This is a genomic window from Acaryochloris marina MBIC11017, assembly GCF_000018105.1.
Lineage (GTDB): Bacteria > Cyanobacteriota > Cyanobacteriia > Thermosynechococcales > Thermosynechococcaceae > Acaryochloris > Acaryochloris marina.
Window position 1 is genome coordinate 5,421,682 of sequence record NC_009925.1, and the last position, 21,056, is coordinate 5,442,737.

Genomic DNA, 21,056 nt, shown 5'->3' on the forward strand with positions numbered 1-21,056 from the left:
AATACCGTTAATATCCGACATGGACGAATTAAAGCCTTGGTATTGGCGATCGCAGCCACTACTCGAACGTAGCGGTACAGATATTTTTGCAGCCTTATTTGGAGGGCAAGGGATCGCAACCCTGCTCGAAAGCCCTTATCCCCATCCCCTCGGTCAATACTCCATTTGCGCAGGCGGCCCTCGAAGTGAGGCTGGCGATTTACGCTTATGGACACCAGAATTAGGGCGAATCTTACCGTTCTTGGAACACCAGCTACAACTTAAAAAGCCTTTAGCCCCAGATGGAATCCCTGATGACTTGCCCTTTCAAGGTGGGTGGTTAGGGTGGCTGGGGTATGACCTCGCTTGGGAAATCGAACGTTTACCCCACCTTAAACCTGATCCCCTGCCATTCCCTGTAGCCTTTTGGTACGAACCTGAAAACTTTGCGATTTTGGATCATCAACAGCAAATCCTCTGGCTTGCAGCCAGCGATCCCCACCATTTAGATCACCTAGAACACCAGCTAGTATCCTACACTCCACATCCAATCATTCCATCATTTAAGGCAATAGACTTTCAGTTTCTGACAAATCAAGTTGAGTATGAAGCGATGGTACGACAGGCCTTAGCCCATATTCAGGCTGGAGACATTTTCCAGGCCAATCTCTCCACTCGTTTTTCGGTCAAGGCCGACGCCGATCCCTGGCAGCTCTACCAGCAACTGCAAACGATCAATCCCTCTCCCTTTGCCAGCTATTGGCAAACTCCATGGGGATCGGTCGTCAGTTGTTCACCAGAACGGCTTGTTCGACTTAAAGGAACACAAGCCGAGACTCGTCCAATTGCTGGGACTCGCGCCCGGGGAATCACCCTCGAAGAGGATCAACAATTAGCTCATGCCTTAAAGGAGAACTTAAAAGAAAGAGCTGAGCATACCATGCTAGTGGATCTTGAACGTAATGACCTCGGTCGAGTCTGTAACTGGGGATCAGTTGCCGTAAATGAATTCCTAGCCCTTGAATACTACAGTCATGTCATTCATCTAGTTAGCAATATTGTTGGTACCCTGCGACCCAATCGTTCTGCGGTTGAGTTGATTCGATCAGTCTTCCCAGGAGGTACCATTACTGGCTGCCCTAAGGTCCGGTGTATGGAAATTATTGAAACGCTAGAACCTTATCGACGGAGTTTATTCTATGGATCCTGTGGGTATTTAGACTATCGGGGGCAGCTAGATCTGAACATTTTAATCCGAACCTTACTGATTACTCCCATACATCCTCCTAGCAGTGACCCCAAAAGTTCCATCCAGTCTTCTATGATTTGGGGACAAGTGGGGGCTGGGATTGTAGCCGATAGTGATCCTGAGCAAGAATGGTTTGAATCTTTACAAAAAGCTAAAGCTCAAGTGGAAGCCATTCAAGCCGTAAGTTCAGTCAATCTAGTTTGATTATTTAGAAGTAATTTCTTAAAAATGTGTTGGGTAAGGAGTTTAGTTTAAGACTGAGTAAATCTACTCAAAAAGCAGTCGACATTTCGCAAAGGACGTCCAGTATAATAGACGACAATTTCAAATTTTCTAGACTTGGCGAAATTTACGAAGAAAGCACAATCATCTTTGGAAAGTTAGTGATCTTTTTTTACTTTGACAAAATAACTTCATCTATTCCAAGTCACTCCATTATCAAGACCTGAAAACTGACATTGCTTAAAACTGCCCTATCCTTTAGAAACAAAGCTATTTAGACAGGACCCACAGCATTGTTCTAGGGAGTAGTTATCGTTCTATAAAATCACTCCTACTGCTTTGGCCTCTCCCTTACACGCGAATGATCACTGAAACGTATCTTAATCATCCAACTTTTGGTCTACTCTACAGTCTTTGCGTGATTGATGCTAAGAGTGCGTTGTACACCACACTTTATGCCCAACGGTTATTTTTTTTAGTCTCCACATCTGCAGAGCAGTTAGAGTTTTCTCCCATTACTCGACAAGAGGCCAAAGTCGCCGTAGAAAGTCGTCTCAGACTCCTTAGGCGATCGGGTACTCGCCAAGACTACGACCAACTTCAGCTTGTTCACCAACAAACTTTTCAATAATGCCTTCTCCGCAGCCATTGACCCTCAAGGATCGAGTCATCTCTATTCAACGATCCTTGCCGGGATCCGTTCGCCTGATTGCTGTATCTAAATATATGCCGGCTGCATTGATCCGAGAGGCCTATGATGCAGGTTTACGCGACTTTGGCGAAAGCCGGGTACAGGAAGCGATTCAGAAACAAGCAGAGCTACAAGATCTCTCAGAACTCACTTGGCATCTCATTGGTCACCTTCAAAGCAATAAAGCCAAACTGGCGGTTCGTCACTTCGACTGGATTCACTCGGTAGATAGCTTAGCTTTAGCCCAACGCCTCAATCGGCTGGTTGAATCAGAGCAGCATTCACCTCAGTTATGTCTTCAAGTCAAACCTCTCCCAGATCCTGACAAATTTGGTTGGACGTTTGCTGGTCTTAAAGCCGATCTACCTGCGTTAAAAGCCTGTGCCCATCTTCACTGGCGGGGATTAATGACGATATTACCGATGGGGTTATCGAGCCATGAAATCTTAAATGCTTTTCATGAAACTCAACAGTTAGCTCAAGACATTACCCAGCAGTTCCCAGAGGATTTCACCTTACATGAGCTGTCCATGGGGATGTCTAATGATTATCAGTTGGCCGTTCAGGCTGGTGCCACAATGGTTCGAGTAGGCCGGCGTCTTTTCGGGGATCGGCCTCTGCCCTAGGCCATACTTCTATGTGGTGAGACTGATGACTAAATTCTGAACACTACAAACAAGAGGGTCTTCACAAGTTTTTCCGGGGCGAATCACTATTCTATTCAAAGAGACCGTATCCATCTGAATGACAATGCGAATAGGAAGCCTCTGTAAAAGATGACAATTTCATAGGTTATGTAAAGGAAATGATTTCTTAATTTAAACTTTAGTTTCAACACTCGAATTGCTGATTTGCAATTAGATCATTGATGTATAATTCAATCTAAATTTTCCATACCATGGGATTTGTCGCAAAGAGCTGATTTTTTCTAAAGATCAATCTTGGTAATTAAGGCGACAGTGGTATTGACAAATCAAACAAATCCAAGTTTGATGAGAAGATCTAAATTTAATAAAGATCTTTACGAATAAAATTCCTTGATGACCTTAGATCGAACTATTGCTCGGTCTTCTTGAAATCAGGTTCTTCATACCCTCAAAACCTTCATAGATGGAGCCCAACTCGTGAGCAGTTTATTTGGCAGATTAAAGGATTTCGTCGGCATCCCAGAGTCGGATGACGATTATGATTACGTTGATGAATATGACGAAATTCAAAACGATGGGTATTCGGATCATTCTTATTCAGCAGAGTACTCCGAAGAGCCCGTTGAAGTGGGTGAAACGTTGAACAGTCAATCTGAGAAAGAACAGGGGTCTCAAGTGAATTCTAATACTAGCAATGTTGTAGGTATGCCCGGTGCCAGCCGCTTATGGGGATCTACCACTGAGGTTTTAGTGATGGAGCCACGAGCATTCGAAGAAATGCCTCAAGTCATCCAAGCTTTACGTGAACGTAAGTCTGTGGTTCTCAATCTAACGATGATGGAACCTATTCAGGCTCAGCGAGCCGTGGATTTTGTGGCAGGTGCAACTTATACCATTGACGGCCACCAAGAGCGTGTTGGAGATAGCATCTTCCTATTCACCCCTAATTGTGTTCAGGTCAGCACCCATCTGGGTGTCGTTCATGAAGCACCTACTACACCTCATTTTTCACGTCCAACAACCACTGCATCTTGGAAAAATGATATGCAGATGAACCAGGCTATTGCCCAGTAAATAGCCAGAGATGGCCACTTTGGGTTTTTCGAAAAACTAAATACAGCAAGGAATCTCGACTAAGCTTTGGTAGACTGGTGCATTGTTTCTGCCATCAGTTTAGGGGTGTTTTAGTGAGTCAGTTTCGCGATCAGCTTGGCATCATTGGCGGTGGTGTTATGGCTGAAGCCATTTTGTCACGGCTGCTTTCCCAAAAAATCTGTTCACCAAAGCAGATTCAAGTAAGTGATATCTCCAAAGAGCGATTAGAGGTTCTAATCGGTCGCTATCAGATTCAGGGATCTACCCTTAATGATGCGGTTGCCTCCAACGCTCGGGTCTTGCTGTTGGCCATCAAACCCCAAATATTTGCAAAGGTCGCTGTTCCCCTCGCATCATCCATACCCGCTGGATGTTTAATCCTTTCTATTTTGGCGGGGGTAACTTTAGGGACGTTAGAAGCAGCTTTTCCAGGATCCCCTGTGATTCGAGTTATGCCAAACACACCGGCTACAGTTGGGGCTGGAATAGCTGCGATCGCAGCGGGTAACCATGCACATCAGACTCACCTAGATCTCGCTCATCAGCTCTTTGGCGCCGTTGGGCAAACGGTTACCGTACCTGAATCATTGATGGATGCAGTCACCGGGTTGTCGGGATCAGGGCCAGCTTATGTCGCCTTGGTGCTGGAAGCCCTCACGGATGGCGGCGTTTCTGTCGGTTTGCCTCGCCCCATTGCCGCTCAATTAGCCTTACAAACCCTTTTGGGTACGGCCAAATTAGTGGATGAAACGGGACTGCACCCAGCCCAACTCAAGGATCAGGTTACGAGTCCAGGTGGTACAACGATCGCTGGAGTTGCGGCTTTAGAGCAAGCGGGACTTCGATCAGCCCTGGTCAAAGCTGTTCAGGCCGCTTACCATCGTTCCTGTGAACTTGGTCAAGGCTAAAACCTACCATGGGGACTGTAAGGCTGGCGTTGTTAACTCGAAAGCCAAAAAATCTGCTAGCCAATTTTTGATTTGATAGGTGGCTTGGCAATCATCCTCGTTGTACTCAACAATCGTATCGAGGAAATCGCGATCGCCCGTAGACAACCATTCACTATACCAATAGATGGACTGGGCTCCATTCGCTTCGCTATTGCGCCATTGAAACCCTAACCATCGTGCGATCAATTTCAAGGTATAGCTTTCTACGGGCAGCACAACCGTGTGGGTCACATGAGCATGTAAATCAATAAATCGCTCCAGCAAAGGCTGAATTATTGTATCGGGGCTACCATACAAGGCTGCTAAGCGTTCAACGGTTTGAACTTCGTAGGCGCAAAAATGGTAAATCGGCGCTTGGGGATAGGCCAGCACTAAATCTAAGAACTGCTGCCATGCTTGCTCTTCCTGGTGAGGTTGATCGGCTAAGAGGGGATAAAAGGTCTCAGTTTGGTTTTCTCGATCTACGACCAATACCCCATGCAGATAGGCCAAATTGAGACTGGGTTCAGCTTCGATATCAAAATAGAGTTCGATGGGAGCAGGGGAAATTTGGGCAGCGATTGCGCTGACCTCACTGGCAGCAAACACTACAGGAGCCTGGTTGGCAAACGCCTGGGCCTGACAAATCAGTTTATTGGCAACCTCTCGACCAAATCCTGTTACCTCAGCTAATTGGATGGGATTCGCGAATGCTAAATCTTTTACGCTCGCTAAATTGTGAGCTTGGAGGATGGGATATCGACTGGGGGTAACCCCTGGCAATAAGGATAAATGTTGTTCTTGTTGAGCAATTTGGTAGCAGTGGGATAGCCACCCACACAAGCTGCATCGATTACTAACAATAAAAACTTCGGGTTCTTGTTGCGTCTGGATTGTCTCGATGAGTTCAAGGAGTAATTGATCAAGCTTGGGCTGGTTAATCGTCAAATTAACTGAATAAAGCCCTCGTTCCCGCAAGTACAGATAGGACTCCTCTGGCCAAACCCCTTGTATGTTCGCCAACAGGTGAGCATGAAAGGTTGCCAAGATTTGATATTCCAACTTGGGACGCTTACTCAAGCGAATATCTGTTGGGACATACCGCCAATCTCCAAAGTCTGAGGTTCCCTCGATTTTAGTGAGGAGATCGGGAATACTTTGCAAGGCAACGCCATTGCCTTGTTCTATCCAGAGGACGCCCCGCCGAATATAGGGAGTGCCAGCCTGCATCAGGGCTAAGGTTGCTTGGGCCCCGGCTTTCCAGTCATATCTGGGATAGTCCGGTTGAACCCAGGAGTGGCGAGCGAAAAAGGTCTGTTGATGCTCAAGGCGATCTTGCCGAAGTTTGTTGAGAAAATCACTGGGCGCAGATTTTTGAGTTTTGTCTTCATAGACATCCAGATACGCTTGTCGATGACAACGCTGGTAACTCAATAATAATTGGGCGGTCAGCAGCATGCAGACACAATAATGGATTTCCCTGAAGGAATCTTAACAAATACTTCTGGTTGACCGGTAAATTCCCTTGACTGATATCGAGCAGCACAATAGGCTGAGAGCGATGTAATGGATACCGATGTTGTCGTGGCTCAGGTTATCTTTGAGGATGTCTACAAAAGTTTCCCGGCTCGTAAAGGTGATCGCACAGCCAATCCCACGTCCGTTGACCCCAGTTTAAGTTCAACAACCTCCACTCAGCCTAAATCTAAGGACGATACCAAAAGCGATACCGTTACCATATTGCGCCACATCAATTTTTCCGTTGAAGATGGGGAGTTTATGGTGCTGGTGGGTCCCTCAGGATGTGGGAAAAGCACGCTCTTACGCCTGATTGCAGGATTAGAGGACTTAACCGGGGGCAGTATCAGGATTGGCGATCGCAAAATCAATCACCTCCCCCCAAAAGCACGAGACATCGCCATGGTGTTTCAAAGTTACGCCCTTTATCCCCACATGAGCGTCTATAACAATTTGGCCTTTGGTCTGCGTCGTACCCAATCTCAGCGAGACCCTAAACGGCATTCTATTTCTGCATCCCTGCGAAGAAAACTGGAATCTGGCTTAGTATCCGCGACCCGAATATTACCCAAGCCCTTCAGATATCGCTCCAAGCGAGAAAAATTAATTGAACAGACCGTCCATCAAGTTGCCGAAATCTTACAAATTGAGACTTTACTGGACCGCCTGCCCAAGCAACTTTCCGGGGGGCAAAAGCAACGAGTGGCCTTGGGACGAGCCATGGCTCGTGATCCCCAAGTTTTTTTGATGGATGAACCCCTATCTAACCTAGACGCCAAGCTACGGACTCAAACTCGGGCTCAGATCGTCAAACTCCAGCGACAACTCGGAACAACAACAGTCTATGTTACCCATGACCAAACGGAAGCCATGACCATGGGGGATCGAATTGCCGTTATGAATGCTGGCCAAATTCAGCAAATTGCTAGCCCTTTAGAACTCTATAACCAGCCGATTAACCGATTTGTAGCCCAGTTCATTGGTTCTCCCCCCATGAACTTTATCTCCGTCCAGGTTCGATCGTCTCGAAGCTTACAACATCCACAATTCACCCTCACCCTACCAGAAGTGTGGGAAATGGTCCTCCAGAATTATCAAGGCCAAACCCTAACCTTAGGGATCCGCCCAGAACATCTGGATCTAGCATCTCCCAATTCCAGCAATATTCCCACCCAAGTCGAACTGGTTGAAGCTTTAGGCCATGAAACCTATCTGTCTTTACAGTTGACCCAGAACAGTCAAATGGCCCATGCACCTGCCCCATTAATTGCCCGCATCAATCCTTATCAGCAAGTCAGCCTTGGCGAGCAGCTATGGTTCTCGGTTCAACTAGACAAGATTCACTTGTTTGATCAACAGACTGAAGCGGCAATCCGCCCCAGTCATTTACCAGCCCCAACCCATTAGCTTTTTATCGTTTTCCATCTGTACTTTCTTTTACTCTGTGTTGTCGAATACGGAACTTGAGGCGGGGCTCAATTAAGTTACCTCCCAGCATCTTCGGGTTATGCCTTACTTTTGGGCGATGAGAAGCAAGGCGTTTGCTCGATAGGGCAACTAACGCACTTGGGAACAATAGTAAGGAGAAGTTTAGTCGAGGGGGAAACAGCGCATGTCAATAACCATTAACCAAGCTAGAATGTGTACTCACTCAGAAGGGTAATCCTGTGTTTGTCCGGTTAGCCAATCAACACCGTGAATTTGTTCGAGACTTAGTCATGAACCTCCAGGCCCTAGCGATTGTGCTAGAGCGTCGAGGATACGTGGCGTCTTGCTATACCTGCGGTGGCCAAATGAACAGTGCCTCCTTCATGGTGAGTTTAGGAGAAAATCATCTGATTCGGTTTTTAGTGTCCGACTATGGAATCACCTGGACCGAAATGCGAGATGACCGTGAACTCATGAAGTTGGAAGGGGCTGAAGCCATTAGCCAATTGCAAGAATTAGCCAACTTAATCAAGTATGAGCAACCCGCCCAGAGCCCATCATCTGTGCTGGCCGAGTCATAATCCTTAATTTATTTACCTCATTTGTCAAATTTGTCCCCATCTTGGACTTGTTCAGTCGATGATTTAGTCCAAATTCGTTGGTGAAATGTTACGCTGTATACCTAGTTAGCAGGGGGTAAATTGTGTAGCCATCTTGATCCTTCAAGACTGGCTCAATGGCAAACTGTCATGTTTCAATTACCACCCATTGAGGTTGCACTGTAACGTATGACCACTGCGAGTTCCGGCTGGCAACACCAGTTTATTCAAACCAATAAGATTCGGCTCCACTATGTCACCCAAGGTGAAGGCGATTTAGTTATTCTTCTCCATGGATTTCCTGAGTTTTGGTACTCTTGGCGGTATCAGCTTCCAGTTCTAGCCCGTCATTTCAAGGTTGTGGTCCCTGATCTACGGGGGTACAACGATTCAGACAAACCGTCGAGCGGCTATGATATCGACACCCTCAGCGAGGATATTGTTGGTTTAATCCAGAACTTAGGCTATCGCTGTGCTCATATCGTTGGTCATGACACAGGCGGAATGATTGCCTGGAACTTGGCTCAAAAATTTCCCCAATATTTACAGAACTTAGTTCTCTTAAATGCGCCTCATCCCCAACGATTGTTTCGAGAGTTTTCTAGCAATCTTGATCAGCTTCGCCGCAGCTGGTATCTGTTGGCTTTCCAGATCCCGGGGCTACCGGAATGGCTCATTCAATCCAATCTGCGCCAATTTCTCCAGGACTGGTTCCAGAAACAAGCCATTCGCAAAGCGGCCTTCTCTTCTGAAACTTTAGGGATTTATCAGGCTGCCCTAGAAAAACGTGGAGTCCTGTCTGCCGCGATTAACTATTATCGGCAGTTGCTGTCTCCCCAAGACTGGTTGTCCAATTCGGATCGCAAACTGTTGCCCATCCAAGTCCCTACTTTGGTGTTGTGGGGAGAAGATGACACAGTTTTAAGCCCCAACTTAGCACTGGGTTTTGAGCGGTTTGTACAGGCTCCATTTCGCCTCAAGTTTGTTCCTGAATGCGGCCATTGGATTCAGCAGGAAGTTCCCAAAATTGTGAATCGAGAGCTACTAGATTTTCTGCGTCAGAGTAAGCCTGCTTTTAGCTAGGTTAAAAATCTTTCAGCTAATTGCCTGGAACCAAGGAGCTATTTCAAAACAATGGATCGGCAAGAAGCCTTACTTGCGTTGACCCAAGCAGGTCTTAAAGCAAATTACGAACGTTCGAACGGCGATTTTCTAGGTGGGGAAAGTATCCAGGGTAATGGAGAGATACCCATTTACACTAATAGCTTTATGATCTGGAAAAACTCTGAATCTTGGGTTGCTGCGCTTCCTGGTTTAGGAAACACGGATATTGAAATTGAATGCTCTACCCTGAAAGAAGCGGTTGAAGCTACATGCAATTTTTATGCTAAAGAACAAACAGATAATTAACTTAATCACTATTACATCGTCAAAACTCCACCCATAAGCGTTATCCAGGGCTGTTTACTCTATTTTCTTCCTAGCTAACTAGAGTTGCTGTCATTGTTGAGCTCTCTCTTATCTAAACTATTGCCCTATCATTCCTTTTAGGGCACTTACGATCACCTGTCCTGGCACCTGATCCGTGATGTCAATCTTACCGAGCTGAGTGGGCAAGATAAACCGGACTTTGCCGTCTTTGACTTTTTTATCCGTCAGCAGCACATCTGCCACAGCTTCAATGGCAAAGTCAGCCGGGAGTTCAGTGGGTAATCCGGTTTTCTGAATCAGTTGGTGCTGACGTTGCGCGTCTTCAACAGACCACCAATCTAGTTGGACGGCGATATCGGCAGCAGCTACCATGCCTAAAGCAACGGCCTCGCCATGATTAAACAAACGGTACCCCGTTAGACTTTCAATCGCATGGCCAATGGTATGACCGTAGTTAAGGATAGCCCTAAGCCCAGCTTCTTTTTCGTCCTGAGTGACGACATCTGCTTTGGCTTGAGCGGAGCGGGTGAGAATTTCTGTGAGGATATGCGGGGGCATGTAACGGTATTGGTTGGTGCGATCGCAACCCTCCAACACCTCAAACAGCTCTAGATCCCAAATCACACCATATTTAATCACCTCAGCCATTCCCGCCCTAAATTCTCGGCTGGCCAAGGTTTTTAAGGTATCGGGATCGATCAAAACCAACCGAGGCTGATAAAATGCCCCAATCAAGTTTTTCCCCTTCGGATGATTGACACCAGTTTTACCGCCAATGGAGGCATCAACCATGGCCAACAAACTTGTGGGAACTTGGACAAAGTTAATGCCACGCAACCAGGTCGCGGCTGCAAACCCCGTCATATCACCAATCACACCTCCCCCAAGGGCGACAAGGGTGGACGAGCGCTCTAGTTTCAGGTCCAGGGCATAATCGTAAATCTTTTGAATAGAGCGGGGGGTTTTGTAGCGTTCCCCTGCTGGCAAGAGAAAATGCTCAACCTGGAAGCCCGCCTGGGCTAAAGAATCTTGGACAATCTCCCCGTAGTGTTTCCAAATCTGGGGGTTAGAAACGACTAGGACTTTCTGTCCTAGCTTTACTGACTGCAGGGATCGATCCTGGAGCCAGGAGCCTAATTGGGTGAGGCCACCGGATGCGATCGCAATTTGATACGGCTGTTGTGGTAAAGGGACGGGGATAAATGTCTGCTGCATGCCACTCCTGGAACTCCCTTGCCAGTGTGCCTTACAGGAACCCCTTCTGTCACTAGCAACTTTTTGGGGTGAGTTTTATTCCCCATTTAATCGATTGATAATTTGACAGGTCAACCGACGGTGCAACTAAGTATGAGATTGTTGAAGAGAATCCCAATCCATTAAATACTTGTCAGAGAGTAGGGTACCTTAACCAAGAAAGGCATTGCCAAGGGGCAATATCTTGAGCTGATGCCACCGATTACCCATATTGCAGTCGACGTCTGAGAGATCTTGCTAAAACTCCTTCTCCTAAAACTAATGCCTCGGCGATCTTCTCTCCACGCTAGCTCCAGAACGAGAAATCTCTCAACAGCAAGAGATTTGACCAGAATAGTGGGCGTAATCGTTGGTCTATGCCTAGCTGTATTTCTCTTCACCCTTAGCGAGTACCCAAGCTTCGCTCAAAATTCGTCGGATCTGAATGATCTACAGGAACGTCGGATACAAGTTGAGGAACAGCGTTCCAAAGTCACCAAACAACGACAGCAAATTGAGAATCTTGAGGGGGCAGCAAAAAAACGATTAGGCGGGCTAGAGCGCAATATTCAGTTTACGGAAGGCCAAATCAAAGAGAACGAAGCCAAACTCAAGCAGGCCAACGACAAGCTGCAGAAGATAGAAGCAGACTTGACCAAAGCTGAGACGGCCTATAAAAAGAAGCAGGGCAATACCGTTGCTCGACTCCGAGTCTTACAACGACAACGAGATTCCAGTACCTGGGTGGCTCTCTTACAGAGTAAATCCATAGAAGAACTGCTAGATCGCCGGTATCAACTGCAACTCGTTTATAAATCCGATCGCACGTCCCTACTGGCCCTCAAAGATGAGAAAGAAAAGATTAACGACAAAAAGCTGTTAGCAGAGATCCAGAAAAACCAAATTTCCCTGTTATCAGAACAACTCCTCTATCAAAAAGCCAATTTCAAAGCTCAAGCCTCTGTTCAAAGTCAATTGGTCACCCGGTTAAAAAGCGATCGACGCGCTTTACAGGCAGCAGAACAGCAACTCTCCCGAGATGTTAACAATATTTCTCAGGTGATTGCCCAGCGCATCGCTGAACAACAAGTGGCTTTCCGCTCCAATGCACCTGGCTTTCAGCAAATTTTAGGGACGGGACAAATGGTCCGACCCGTGGTTGGTCCCATTACGAGTAATTTTGGCTATCGCTCCCATCCCATTTTTGGAACGGGACGATTTCATGCGGGGACTGATTTTGGCGCACCCACAGGCGCACCCATTTTTGCATCAGATAGCGGCACTGTGATTGTAGCGGAATGGTATGGCGGCTATGGAAATGCTGTCATTATCGACCATGGCAATGGGTTAACGACCCTCTATGGACACTGTAGTGAACTCTATGTCACCGTCGGCCAGGGCGTCCAACGGGGGCAAACCATTGCTGCAGTGGGTTCAACAGGTTTGTCTACTGGCCCTCACCTCCATTTTGAAGTTCGAGTACAAGGCGAACCCACGGAGCCGTTGGCCTACTTGTAAGCGCTATTCTGTAGAATTCAACCGCTGCTGCCATTCAGCATCAATGGCGTCTGCACGCTCATATTCCTGTTCTAGTAGGTCTTTTTCAGTGGTGTAGGCCAGATTCTCTGACGAAACCACTGACTGAGCCGCAAAAGTCTGGGCATAGCCAATTTTTTGTTGCAACGCTGCATCCGGTCGGGACAGGGTCACGGCACTAGTCTGGCGTTGCTGATTGCGCGCATTGATTTTGCTATTTCGTCCTTGAATCCAAAAGTAGCGGATCAGAGGAATTCCCAAGAAGCCGATACCGTAGGCCACTAAGACCCCAAAAATAGAATAGACGAACCCCACTAATCCACCGAGCTGAATCGCAATGGTGCCATCCCGTAGCAAAGACCATAGCACTGCGGCTCCAACTAAATTTAAACCTCCTAGACCAATGGCTAACAGGATTTGACCTGAACCAGCTTGGCTAAATTTCCAAGGATATTCTTGGAGGTAGGTGGAACTCGCTCGCTGTTGACGGGCCTTCGCCGTCGTTTGCAGGGTTGGAAAATGATAGATGATTTCTCCCTGGGGACTGACTTCGGGACGACCATCGAAATGCGTCAATACCGGAATCACATAGTCTTCGTTCTCGCGCTGATGATCAGACACCTCCAAATAGGGCGTGAGCTGTTCTCCTGTCACCGCCCCTCCATTGGTACGAATGATTGTCCCAATTTCCCGCCAGCGGCGATCCTCTAAATTGGCATTGGGATTACCATCCCCAAACAGGAACGAAAAGATAGCTTCTAGGAAGTTCATCTGATCCGGGTCTTTCGGTTGACGACGAACATGCTGTCGGTGATAGCGAGGATTGGGATTAAAGAACCAGAACAAGTCCGGGGTAATCCAGAATCGGGGGATAAAACTACCGGAACGACGATTATCGGAACGATCGTCTTGGCTGCTCATGGCAATTAAGATGATTGCGATCGCAACAAAGATCAGTACGATCGACAACACCAGAAAGATCCCGAAAGAGATGCGAATCAGGTAGAAAATAGCAGGCCAAATCTTGTCCCAAAGGGCCTGAAAACGCAGACGCCAGTATTTATTACGAAGAACTGAACGGAAATTTTTGGGGAACAGATAGGCAATATCTCCAGCTTCAGAGACTTGAAGGTTGCCAGAAACTTCGGAAGCAAGAGCAAGCAACCCTCGCTCTGTTTGATCAATATCTAGACCCGCCTGAGTCGCAACGTCGCCAACGGTCACTCTGTAGTTGAGTTGCTCAACGGCAGTCATTATCTTGGAATTCAGGGGCATGACCTACCTCATAAAGGAGCTGCCAAATGATGCAGCACGGATGGTTTACTTCTCGACACCCTTCTTTCAGTATAAGAAACCCCTTCTAGCCAAAAGGTACGGTTTGAGGTTCGGCTTCCCTGTATCGCAGTAGACAGTCATACCAGACTTATTGATAATAGTCTTGAACTTTAACCCCAGACCCAACAGACCTAGCTCGTGTGTGCCCTTCCCCGAACCACTGCCCATGTCCGCATTACCCACCAGTCCTGGCAACAGGGACAAATTGAAGGCGAAGTTGCTGCCAGCAATTATATCTGGCAGTTTCAATGGTGCTTCCGGCAAGGGGAGTTAAAGGTTACCCCTTCCCTAGGCCGAGCTCTAATTAAAGAACCATTGGGGCGATTCCTTGAGCAGCAGGACTATCGGTTAGAACCCGGTGGTGATTATTCCTTTACGCTCCGCTGCAAAATCTAGGCATAATCTCAAACAAATGAGCTATTCCTCATACCAAAGAGAAGCATGGTCGCATTTTCAGCCAACCTCAAAACCTCGATATTCTCCTAATCCATCTTTACAGGCTGATAGTTACCTCAGCCTGTAAGGGAACAAGAAGTCGATTAGGCATTAGCCTGTCGAATCCGAGATTTTGTAAATCGATTCATCCAGCCCTCTAAATATTTGCGATTGGCTTTTTGTTCTTCCAAATCATCAGTGGTCAACGGATGGGGCGCTAGCCCCTGAAGTGCAGCCGTAGTCACGCAAAACATTGATTTTTGGAATGTCTCGCAAATTTGAATTCTCAAATCTTCTTCCTTCCGCAGACTTTTTTGATAAACCTCCGTTAAGTAGTCAGGCAGATAGTGACGCATATCTTGCATTAACAATGTCGGCGGAATCCCTGAACAGCCAATGGGCAGCGGATCCGCATAGAGCGCTCCATAGGCAAAGTCACCTTGGAACATAGGAATTTGGTATGCCTGGGCATTGTAAGAAACCGTTCCCAGGAATGGCGTTCCCCTAAAAAAAACTGCCTCAACATATGGAACAGCCGTATCCATCAAGAAGGTTAAGTTAGCAGACTTGGGAAGAATGTCATAATCTGTACCGCCGATATTGACGGTATAGGTAATGGGCCGACTTGCATCTGCGACTAGCCCTTGCAAAATATGGTCCACCACTTCCGGGATGGTTTTGATTTCACCAGCATCATATCGATCAGAGAGATCGATAAAGATATCACTCATCACCCGCCAAAACTGTCCCAAGCCGCTGTAATAAGCCGACTGTCGGATTTGCTCAGGCAGAAAGTCAGGGAAAACCTTATCTAAGCCCAACATCAACGGATTGAGTTTGAACTTAGCTTTAATGACTGGCTTAATCGCCTCTAAAAACTCTGGAGAATCCAAATAAGTATCTAACCCGCCCCCTCCATGCCAGAACATGCTTTTCATGCAATATTCAGCATATTCATAGTTAATCCGGTCATGCCAGAGAAATTTCAAAACCTTGCTCGGATTGATCTCACCATTAAAGTACTTAAATAGGGGGAAAAGAACTAAAAATTGGTGATCGGCAATATAGATTAGGTTATTGGAATAGGCGTCCAAAATAATGCCATAGCTTTTGAGAATACCCACCACTTCCAGGACATGTTCCGGGGAATCTCTCAACAGCGCTTCTCCCGCTTCTAAGCGATGAATGAACTCTGCCAATTGGTGTTTAGAGGGTTCTATTTGAGGCGTGCTTACCATAGCTGATGAGGGGTATAAGGAGGAACAAGTTGCAGAAACTAATTCAAAGCTACTCAGTAATTTCTATCTGTGGGCTAGAGGCCACGATAGAGCTAGAGGCATTTGCCATCGATTGATCGGGGATATTGGTGATCATAATTTGAGGCGGTCTAGGATTGTACGGAATCAAAGCAGCGATCTGAGTTTCGCTCCAACGCACAATAAAGTTGGGTTGAATCCCTAGCAGAAAGATGAGTGCCACTAAAATTGCAGCCGGAAGCCGATCAGACCATGTAACGGTAGGAATACGGTCTAACTCATCTGGTAAACGGCCAAAAAAGACCCGATTAATCATTAATAGGAAGTAAACTGCCGTCAATCCAGTCGCTATCATGCAAACTAGCGTTTGCACAGGGAAAATGGGGTAGCTTCCTCTAAAAGTGAGAAATTCAGAGATAAAACCAACCATGCCGGGAATTCCAGCACTTGCCATGACGCCTAGGATCATCATGCTACCAATCAGGGGTAAGCCTCGCTCAGGATTGAGTAAGCCCCTGAGGAAAAACATATCTCGGCTGCCTGTCTTTTTATAAACGACCCCAACGAGCAAGAACAGTAAAGCAGAAATCAAACCGTGACTGACCATCTGACAGACAGCGGCAATCATACTCAGTTCGGTGGAAGCTGCTGCTGCCAGCAAGATAAAGGCCATGTGGGCAATGGAAGCATAGGCCACCACCTTTTTCATATCCTGTTGTGAGATGGCGCAAGAGGTCCCATAAAGAGCACTCACCGCAGCCCAGATGGCCAACCAGGGGCCTAAATATACCCAGGCATCAGGCAAAAGACCCACACCATAACGAAGTAGGCCGTAAGTACCTAACTTCAGCAGCACGCCAGCCAAAAGGACGGAAACAGGCGTTGAAGCTTCTACGTGGGCGTCAGGCAACCAAGTATGTAACGGGAAGAAAGGAATCTTGATGCCAAATCCCAGCAGAATCCCCACCATCAAGATCAGCTGAAGTTTTAAGGTCAAGCCACTCGGGGTATCTGAGGCCCCCACAATAATGGCTCTTAACGGTTCATAGGCAAAGCTAGAGGCACCTGACAACCAGACGATTCCTAGGAATGTGGCAAGCAGAACAATGCCAGAGAAGGCTGTGTAGAGCAGAAATTTAGTGGCGGCGTAGGATCGGCGAGCTCCCCCCCAAATGGCAATTAAGAAGTAAAGAGGAATAATTTCTAACTCATAGAACAAGAAAAAGAGAAGAACATCTTGCGCTAGGAATGCTCCTGCCACACTGGAGTTCAGGAGAAGCATCAGGGCGTAATAGAATCTGGGCCGTTCGACCTCTGGGTCGGTACTCCAAATAGCGATAAAGGTCAGGAGACTATTGAGACCAAGCAAGGGCAGAGATAACCCATCCACCGCTAGGTGATAGTTCAGACCAATGGCTTTAATCCAGGGAATAAATTCCCCAAATTGCATGGTCACTTGCTTGGGATTGAACAGAATCGCAATATAGACTGTCCAAACAAATACAAGACCTGCCACCACTAAGGCTACAGATCGAGCATATTTATTGGCATCAATGCTTTTGGGCAAAAGTGCTAATAACAGAACTCCAAATAGGGGGAACCATACGAGGACACTGAGCATTGGGTTAAGACAAACTCCTAACTAAAGCGAAGAAATTAGATGGTGGGGCTATTGACTAAGGAGTTCAGACCAATACCCAACAATGGCAGACCAATCATCCCTGAGCAGTAGCCATAAAATGGCACTGATGCCGATCATGATCGTGAGCAAATAGGATTGAGATTGGCCAGAGACCCCGTATTTGAGACCTTGTCCACTCAACAAGGTAGCTTTACCTACGAAATTAACGATTCCATCAACAACATATTTATCTAGATAAGTTGTGAATTCAGAGGAAAGGCGAACAATGGCAACTACAGTGAATTCATACACCCGCTCGATGTAAAAGTCGTAGGCCAACAGATCCTGAAAAAAGCGTAGATAAAACGTGGTCGGTCGAGAGAGAGAACGTCTCAGTTCAAACACAGAGCCTATCACAACACCGAGCACACCTGATGCCACCATAATGGGGAGGCCGTAAGGGATGGAATATTCACTAAAGACTACAGCAGATGGAAGAGGATGGAGCCACAGGGACCATTTCAATGGCATCAGTGGGAAAGCCAACACAGCCACAGTCATAGTCACCATCGGGAGTGCCATCAGCCAGGGCACTTCAGGTACCCGTCGAGTCTTAGGTTGGCGTTGCCCCAGAAAGATTAACCGAAAAATCCGAGTGAGACTGATGGCGCTGGTGGTATTCACAAAGACCAACAGAACAAACAGCCAAACGGGCATATTCCACCCGCCCGTCAGCCATTGCTGCATCATTCGGAAAAAGCCCATCGGCAGAATCACCACTAAACTGGCAGCGCCCACGACAAAGGCAGTAGTGGTAGCAGGCAGTCGCGACCACAGCCCTCCCATTTCCGTCATGTCCTGACTATTCGTGCCCAAAATGACGGAACTGATGCTGAAGAAGAGAAGCGCTTTTGCAATCGCATGGGTGAGCAGCAATGATAGAGCAATGTTTACTTGCCCCAAGCCCACGGCAATAAATACCAAACCCAAATAGGCACTGGTGGAATGGGACAATGCTCGCTTGATATCCACCTGAGCGATGGATATCAAGGAAGCGCCAACCGCTGTGACGCCACCAATAATCAGTAAGGTATCGGAAGCAATCAAAGACAGGCTAAAAATAGGCTGCAGCTTAATCAGAAAGTAAGCGCCGATGGAGACAACTGCAGTGTTCCGCATGACCCCTGCAGGATTCGGCCCTTCCATGGCTTCATCCAGCCAGAGGTTTAAAGGGAATTGAGCACAATTCCCTGTAGGGCCTGCAATTAAGGCCAATCCCAGCAAAGCATCCGTTAGGGGAGGTAAAGCAGTGGCTTCACTCCAGGCCCTCAGGTCTGAAAAGGTTAGTCCAGCACCATAGCTGGTCAAAGCAACTAACCCCATTAAGAGGATAATGTCACCGACTCGCTTGGTCAGAAAAGCATCCCGAGCTGCCGTGACCACCAGCGGCTGAGCATACCAAAAGCCCACCAACAGGTAGCTAGAAAACGTCAACATTTCCAACAAAGCATAGCTAAGAATCAGCGAGTCGCTAATGGCGATACCTGCAAGGGCTCCTTCGAAAAAGCCCATCAATCCAAAAAAACGAGCGACAGACCAGTCCTTGTCCATATAGCCAATCGCAAAGACTTGGGTGAGTAAGCTCAGAAAAGTGACCAGTTCTAGGGCACCAATACTGACAGGGGAAATTTCAATCGCAAAGGTTAAATTTAAGTCCGCAACTTGCAGCCATTCATAGACCAGTTGTTGAGGGGGTTGGCCTAGAACTTGCTTGAAAACAATCGTGCCATGCAAGCAACTTAACAACGTCATCAAAATGTTGAAATAAGCGACTGGGCGGGGCCCACTTCGCCGGATTAATCCCAAGGACCAGGGGAGCGAGAAAAGAGCTCCTAGTAATCCAAAAAAGGGAACCCACCAGATATGTTCAAGAAGAAATTGCGACAGCACGACTTAGTCAATTAGGGTTTGCAATGGTTGTTGATAGACTGACAACTAACTTAAAACTGTAAATCTTTATCTGCTCAATACAGTCAGAAATTTCAGATAAAAATTATTCTCGAAACTCATAACTTTTTTTTCTGAAGTGGAAGTAGAAAAATAAGCAGAAAAAACTCTTTATAACAATTGTTTCTAATTTATGACTATTATTGATTTATTTTTCATATATGATTCATCGTATCAAAATATGGTAAATGTCAATAAATATATTTTATTCAATAGTCTAAATAGATATAAATAAATAAATATCTTCCCTTTTTAGCAATAAACGGGCCGCTTTTTCGGAAAAGAACCCTCCTCATTTGTACCTTTTTCACATCGCAGTAATAGTGCAGTCTATGTCCTCTCGATTTAGCTGTTATGGGCTTTTTCAGGGTTGCTGGCCATCCATTGATTTTCTTCAATACCCTACAGACAGATATCTTAAACTTCAGTATTTCGAATGAAATGTCGCGGCGCATTCATAGCTAAAGTTCAATTCACTATCAGTTTTATTTATTGATTCAATTTGAATAAATAATCCACGTTTATATTGACAAAGCTGATCCCGGGTCTATATGCTGAGTTCTGCAAGCTTGAAAGTGCTTCCAAATAAAGCTGTTTACTGGCTTTCATGTAAGAATTTTTGGGTAGCAAAATTACCTACTAATATTTAGTGTTCAATAACAGGAGATGTGGCAATGCCAATTGCGGTTGGGATGATTGAGACGAAAGGTTTTCCTGCTGTGGTAGAAGCTGCAGATGCGATGGTGAAGGCAGCTCGTGTAACGCTGGTGGGCTACGAGAAGATTGGTAGCGGCCGCGTCACAGTGATTGTAAGAGGAGATGTTTCTGAGGTTCAGGCTTCGGTTGCCGCCGGAACAGAATCAGTCCGAAGAGTAAATGGGGGAGAGGTTCTTTCAACTCACATCATTGCTCGTCCTCATGAGAACCTTGAGTATGTACTACCGATGAGTTACACGGAAGAAGTAGAGCAATTCCGAACGTAACTGCGACCAATCATTAGGTGTGAATATTTACCCAGATTGAGTTCATAGAAGTCTTGCCTTTTTTGGGCAAGACATCATTCGTAAAGCGAGAGAATGGAGTTATAAACTATGTCGATAGCAGTTGGGATGGTGGAAACCCTCGGCTTCCCAGCAGTGGTCGAAGCTGCTGATGCCATGGTCAAAGCGGCTCGTGTCACCTTAGTCGGTTACGAGAAGATTGGGAGTGGTCGGGTTACGGTTATTGTTCGGGGCGACGTTTCAGAAGTTCAGGCGTCGGTTGCCGCTGGAACTGAGTCTGTCAAACGTGTGAATGGTGGACAGGTTTTGTCTACTCACATCATCGCTCGTCCTCATGAAAACCTGGAGTATGTGTTGCCCATGCGCTACACCGAGGAAGTTGAGCAATTCCGCGAGAGTGTTAGTGGGCCCCGTGCACTACCTATTCGTAAATCCTAGTCACAGATCTGAGTGAGAATCGCAAAAGTTCTAGGTACCGTAGTTAGTACCCAAAAAGCTCACAGCCTCCAGGGCACCAAGTTCTTGTTGGTACAGCGAGTCGATCATGAAGGTCAATTACTTCCTGAATATGATGTAGCTGCTGACTGTGTAGGCGCAGGGGTTGATGAGTGGGTATTAATTACTCAAGGTAGTGCAGCCAGGCAAATGCCTGAATATGAACGACGGCCATTAGATGCCCTAGTTATTGCCATCATTGATACTGTCTCAGTCTCAGGGGGACGTATTTACAGTAAGTGATTCAGTCATCAATTCCGATGTTTGGATATTTTTCCCAACCTTCTAGGAGGTGTGATTGCTTGAAACCTTACGTAAGATTATCGGCATCCTAGCTGACTCCTTAGGC

The 21,056-nt window shown here is 46.6% G+C and carries 20 protein-coding genes; 14 read left to right on the forward strand and 6 right to left on the reverse strand.

The window, feature by feature from the left end; genetic code table 11:
• The first annotated feature begins 19 nt into the window (after window positions 1-19).
• From AM1_RS24270 to proC, 5 genes are all read left to right on the forward strand, one after another.
• On the forward strand, window positions 20-1,432 hold the full coding sequence (locus tag AM1_RS24270; RefSeq protein ID WP_012165566.1) for an anthranilate synthase component I: 1,413 nt from the start codon (window positions 20-22) through the stop codon (window positions 1,430-1,432).
• A 379-nt stretch (window positions 1,433-1,811) separates the two neighbouring features.
• Window positions 1,812-2,081 carry a transcriptional coactivator PipX gene (pipX, locus tag AM1_RS24275; protein ID WP_012165567.1) on the forward strand — a complete coding sequence of 90 codons (270 nt, stop codon included), beginning with the start codon at window positions 1,812-1,814 and terminating at the stop codon, window positions 2,079-2,081.
• A complete protein-coding gene (locus AM1_RS24280) occupies window positions 2,081-2,767 on the forward strand; it encodes a YggS family pyridoxal phosphate-dependent enzyme (RefSeq protein ID WP_012165568.1) in 687 nt (228 codons plus the stop codon). Before pipX ends, AM1_RS24280 begins: the two co-directional genes overlap by 1 nt.
• A gap of 498 nt (window positions 2,768-3,265) precedes the next feature.
• Window positions 3,266-3,862 carry a cell division protein SepF gene (locus AM1_RS24285; RefSeq protein WP_012165569.1) on the forward strand — a complete coding sequence of 199 codons (597 nt, stop codon included), beginning with the start codon at window positions 3,266-3,268 and terminating at the stop codon, window positions 3,860-3,862.
• A gap of 113 nt (window positions 3,863-3,975) precedes the next feature.
• Window positions 3,976-4,791, forward strand: coding sequence for a pyrroline-5-carboxylate reductase (gene proC / locus AM1_RS24290; RefSeq protein ID WP_012165570.1), 816 nt, complete (start codon window positions 3,976-3,978; stop codon window positions 4,789-4,791).
• A gap of 3 nt (window positions 4,792-4,794) precedes the next feature.
• Here the strand turns inward: proC and AM1_RS24295 are convergent, their stop codons facing one another.
• Complete coding sequence (locus tag AM1_RS24295) at window positions 4,795-6,270, reverse strand: TM0106 family RecB-like putative nuclease (protein WP_012165571.1); 1,476 nt, start codon at window positions 6,268-6,270, stop codon at window positions 4,795-4,797.
• Between the two features lie 108 nt (window positions 6,271-6,378).
• On the opposite strand from AM1_RS24295, the gene AM1_RS24300 reads away from it, so the two are divergent.
• The 4 genes from AM1_RS24300 (at window position 6,379) to AM1_RS24315 (ending at window position 9,767) form a co-directional block, all read left to right on the forward strand.
• Window positions 6,379-7,737 (forward strand): ABC transporter ATP-binding protein, encoded by a 1,359-nt coding sequence (locus AM1_RS24300; RefSeq protein ID WP_012165572.1) that lies wholly within the window; start codon window positions 6,379-6,381, stop codon window positions 7,735-7,737.
• A 260-nt stretch (window positions 7,738-7,997) separates the two neighbouring features.
• Window positions 7,998-8,339, forward strand: a complete 342-nt coding sequence (locus AM1_RS24305; RefSeq protein WP_010471865.1) for a DUF1815 family protein — start codon at window positions 7,998-8,000, stop codon at window positions 8,337-8,339.
• 207 nt (window positions 8,340-8,546) lie between these two features.
• On the forward strand, window positions 8,547-9,440 hold the full coding sequence (locus tag AM1_RS24310; RefSeq protein WP_010471864.1) for an alpha/beta fold hydrolase: 894 nt from the start codon (window positions 8,547-8,549) through the stop codon (window positions 9,438-9,440).
• Window positions 9,441-9,491: 51 nt separating this feature from the next.
• Complete coding sequence (locus AM1_RS24315) at window positions 9,492-9,767, forward strand: hypothetical protein (protein WP_012165573.1); 276 nt, start codon at window positions 9,492-9,494, stop codon at window positions 9,765-9,767.
• Window positions 9,768-9,884: 117 nt separating this feature from the next.
• On the opposite strand, the gene aroB is transcribed toward AM1_RS24315, so the two are convergent.
• Complete coding sequence (gene aroB, locus AM1_RS24320) at window positions 9,885-11,003, reverse strand: 3-dehydroquinate synthase (RefSeq protein ID WP_012165574.1); 1,119 nt, start codon at window positions 11,001-11,003, stop codon at window positions 9,885-9,887.
• Between the two features lie 375 nt (window positions 11,004-11,378).
• Between aroB and AM1_RS24325 the strand changes: the two genes are divergently transcribed.
• Entirely contained in the window at window positions 11,379-12,539 is a 1,161-nt protein-coding gene (locus AM1_RS24325) for a murein hydrolase activator EnvC family protein (RefSeq protein ID WP_041660383.1), read from the forward strand.
• 3 nt (window positions 12,540-12,542) lie between these two features.
• Here AM1_RS24325 and AM1_RS24330 read toward each other — a convergent pair whose 3' ends face one another.
• Window positions 12,543-13,832, reverse strand: coding sequence for a hypothetical protein (locus AM1_RS24330; RefSeq protein WP_012165576.1), 1,290 nt, complete (start codon window positions 13,830-13,832; stop codon window positions 12,543-12,545).
• A gap of 198 nt (window positions 13,833-14,030) precedes the next feature.
• On the opposite strand from AM1_RS24330, the gene AM1_RS24335 reads away from it, so the two are divergent.
• Window positions 14,031-14,288, forward strand: coding sequence for a DUF3146 family protein (locus tag AM1_RS24335; RefSeq protein ID WP_012165577.1), 258 nt, complete (start codon window positions 14,031-14,033; stop codon window positions 14,286-14,288).
• 143 nt (window positions 14,289-14,431) lie between these two features.
• On the opposite strand, the gene AM1_RS24340 is transcribed toward AM1_RS24335, so the two are convergent.
• From AM1_RS24340 to AM1_RS24350, 3 genes are read right to left on the reverse strand one after another with little or no spacing between them, the layout of a single operon-like run.
• A complete protein-coding gene (locus tag AM1_RS24340) occupies window positions 14,432-15,565 on the reverse strand; it encodes a CO2 hydration protein (protein ID WP_012165578.1) in 1,134 nt (377 codons plus the stop codon).
• A gap of 49 nt (window positions 15,566-15,614) precedes the next feature.
• Complete coding sequence (locus AM1_RS24345; RefSeq protein WP_012165579.1) at window positions 15,615-17,204, reverse strand: NADH-quinone oxidoreductase subunit M; 1,590 nt, start codon at window positions 17,202-17,204, stop codon at window positions 15,615-15,617.
• 48 nt (window positions 17,205-17,252) lie between these two features.
• Window positions 17,253-19,151, reverse strand: a complete 1,899-nt coding sequence (locus tag AM1_RS24350) for an NAD(P)H-quinone oxidoreductase subunit F (protein WP_063710568.1) — start codon at window positions 19,149-19,151, stop codon at window positions 17,253-17,255.
• A 734-nt stretch (window positions 19,152-19,885) separates the two neighbouring features.
• Between AM1_RS24350 and AM1_RS24360 the strand changes: the two genes are divergently transcribed.
• From AM1_RS24360 to AM1_RS24370, 3 genes are all read left to right on the forward strand, one after another.
• Window positions 19,886-20,194 carry a carbon dioxide-concentrating mechanism protein CcmK gene (locus tag AM1_RS24360; RefSeq protein WP_010469380.1) on the forward strand — a complete coding sequence of 103 codons (309 nt, stop codon included), beginning with the start codon at window positions 19,886-19,888 and terminating at the stop codon, window positions 20,192-20,194.
• A gap of 108 nt (window positions 20,195-20,302) precedes the next feature.
• Window positions 20,303-20,650 (forward strand): carbon dioxide-concentrating mechanism protein CcmK, encoded by a 348-nt coding sequence (locus AM1_RS24365; RefSeq protein WP_010469378.1) that lies wholly within the window; start codon window positions 20,303-20,305, stop codon window positions 20,648-20,650.
• Between the two features lie 12 nt (window positions 20,651-20,662).
• Window positions 20,663-20,950, forward strand: coding sequence for a EutN/CcmL family microcompartment protein (locus tag AM1_RS24370; protein WP_010469376.1), 288 nt, complete (start codon window positions 20,663-20,665; stop codon window positions 20,948-20,950).
• Window positions 20,951-21,056 lie beyond the last annotated feature (106 nt).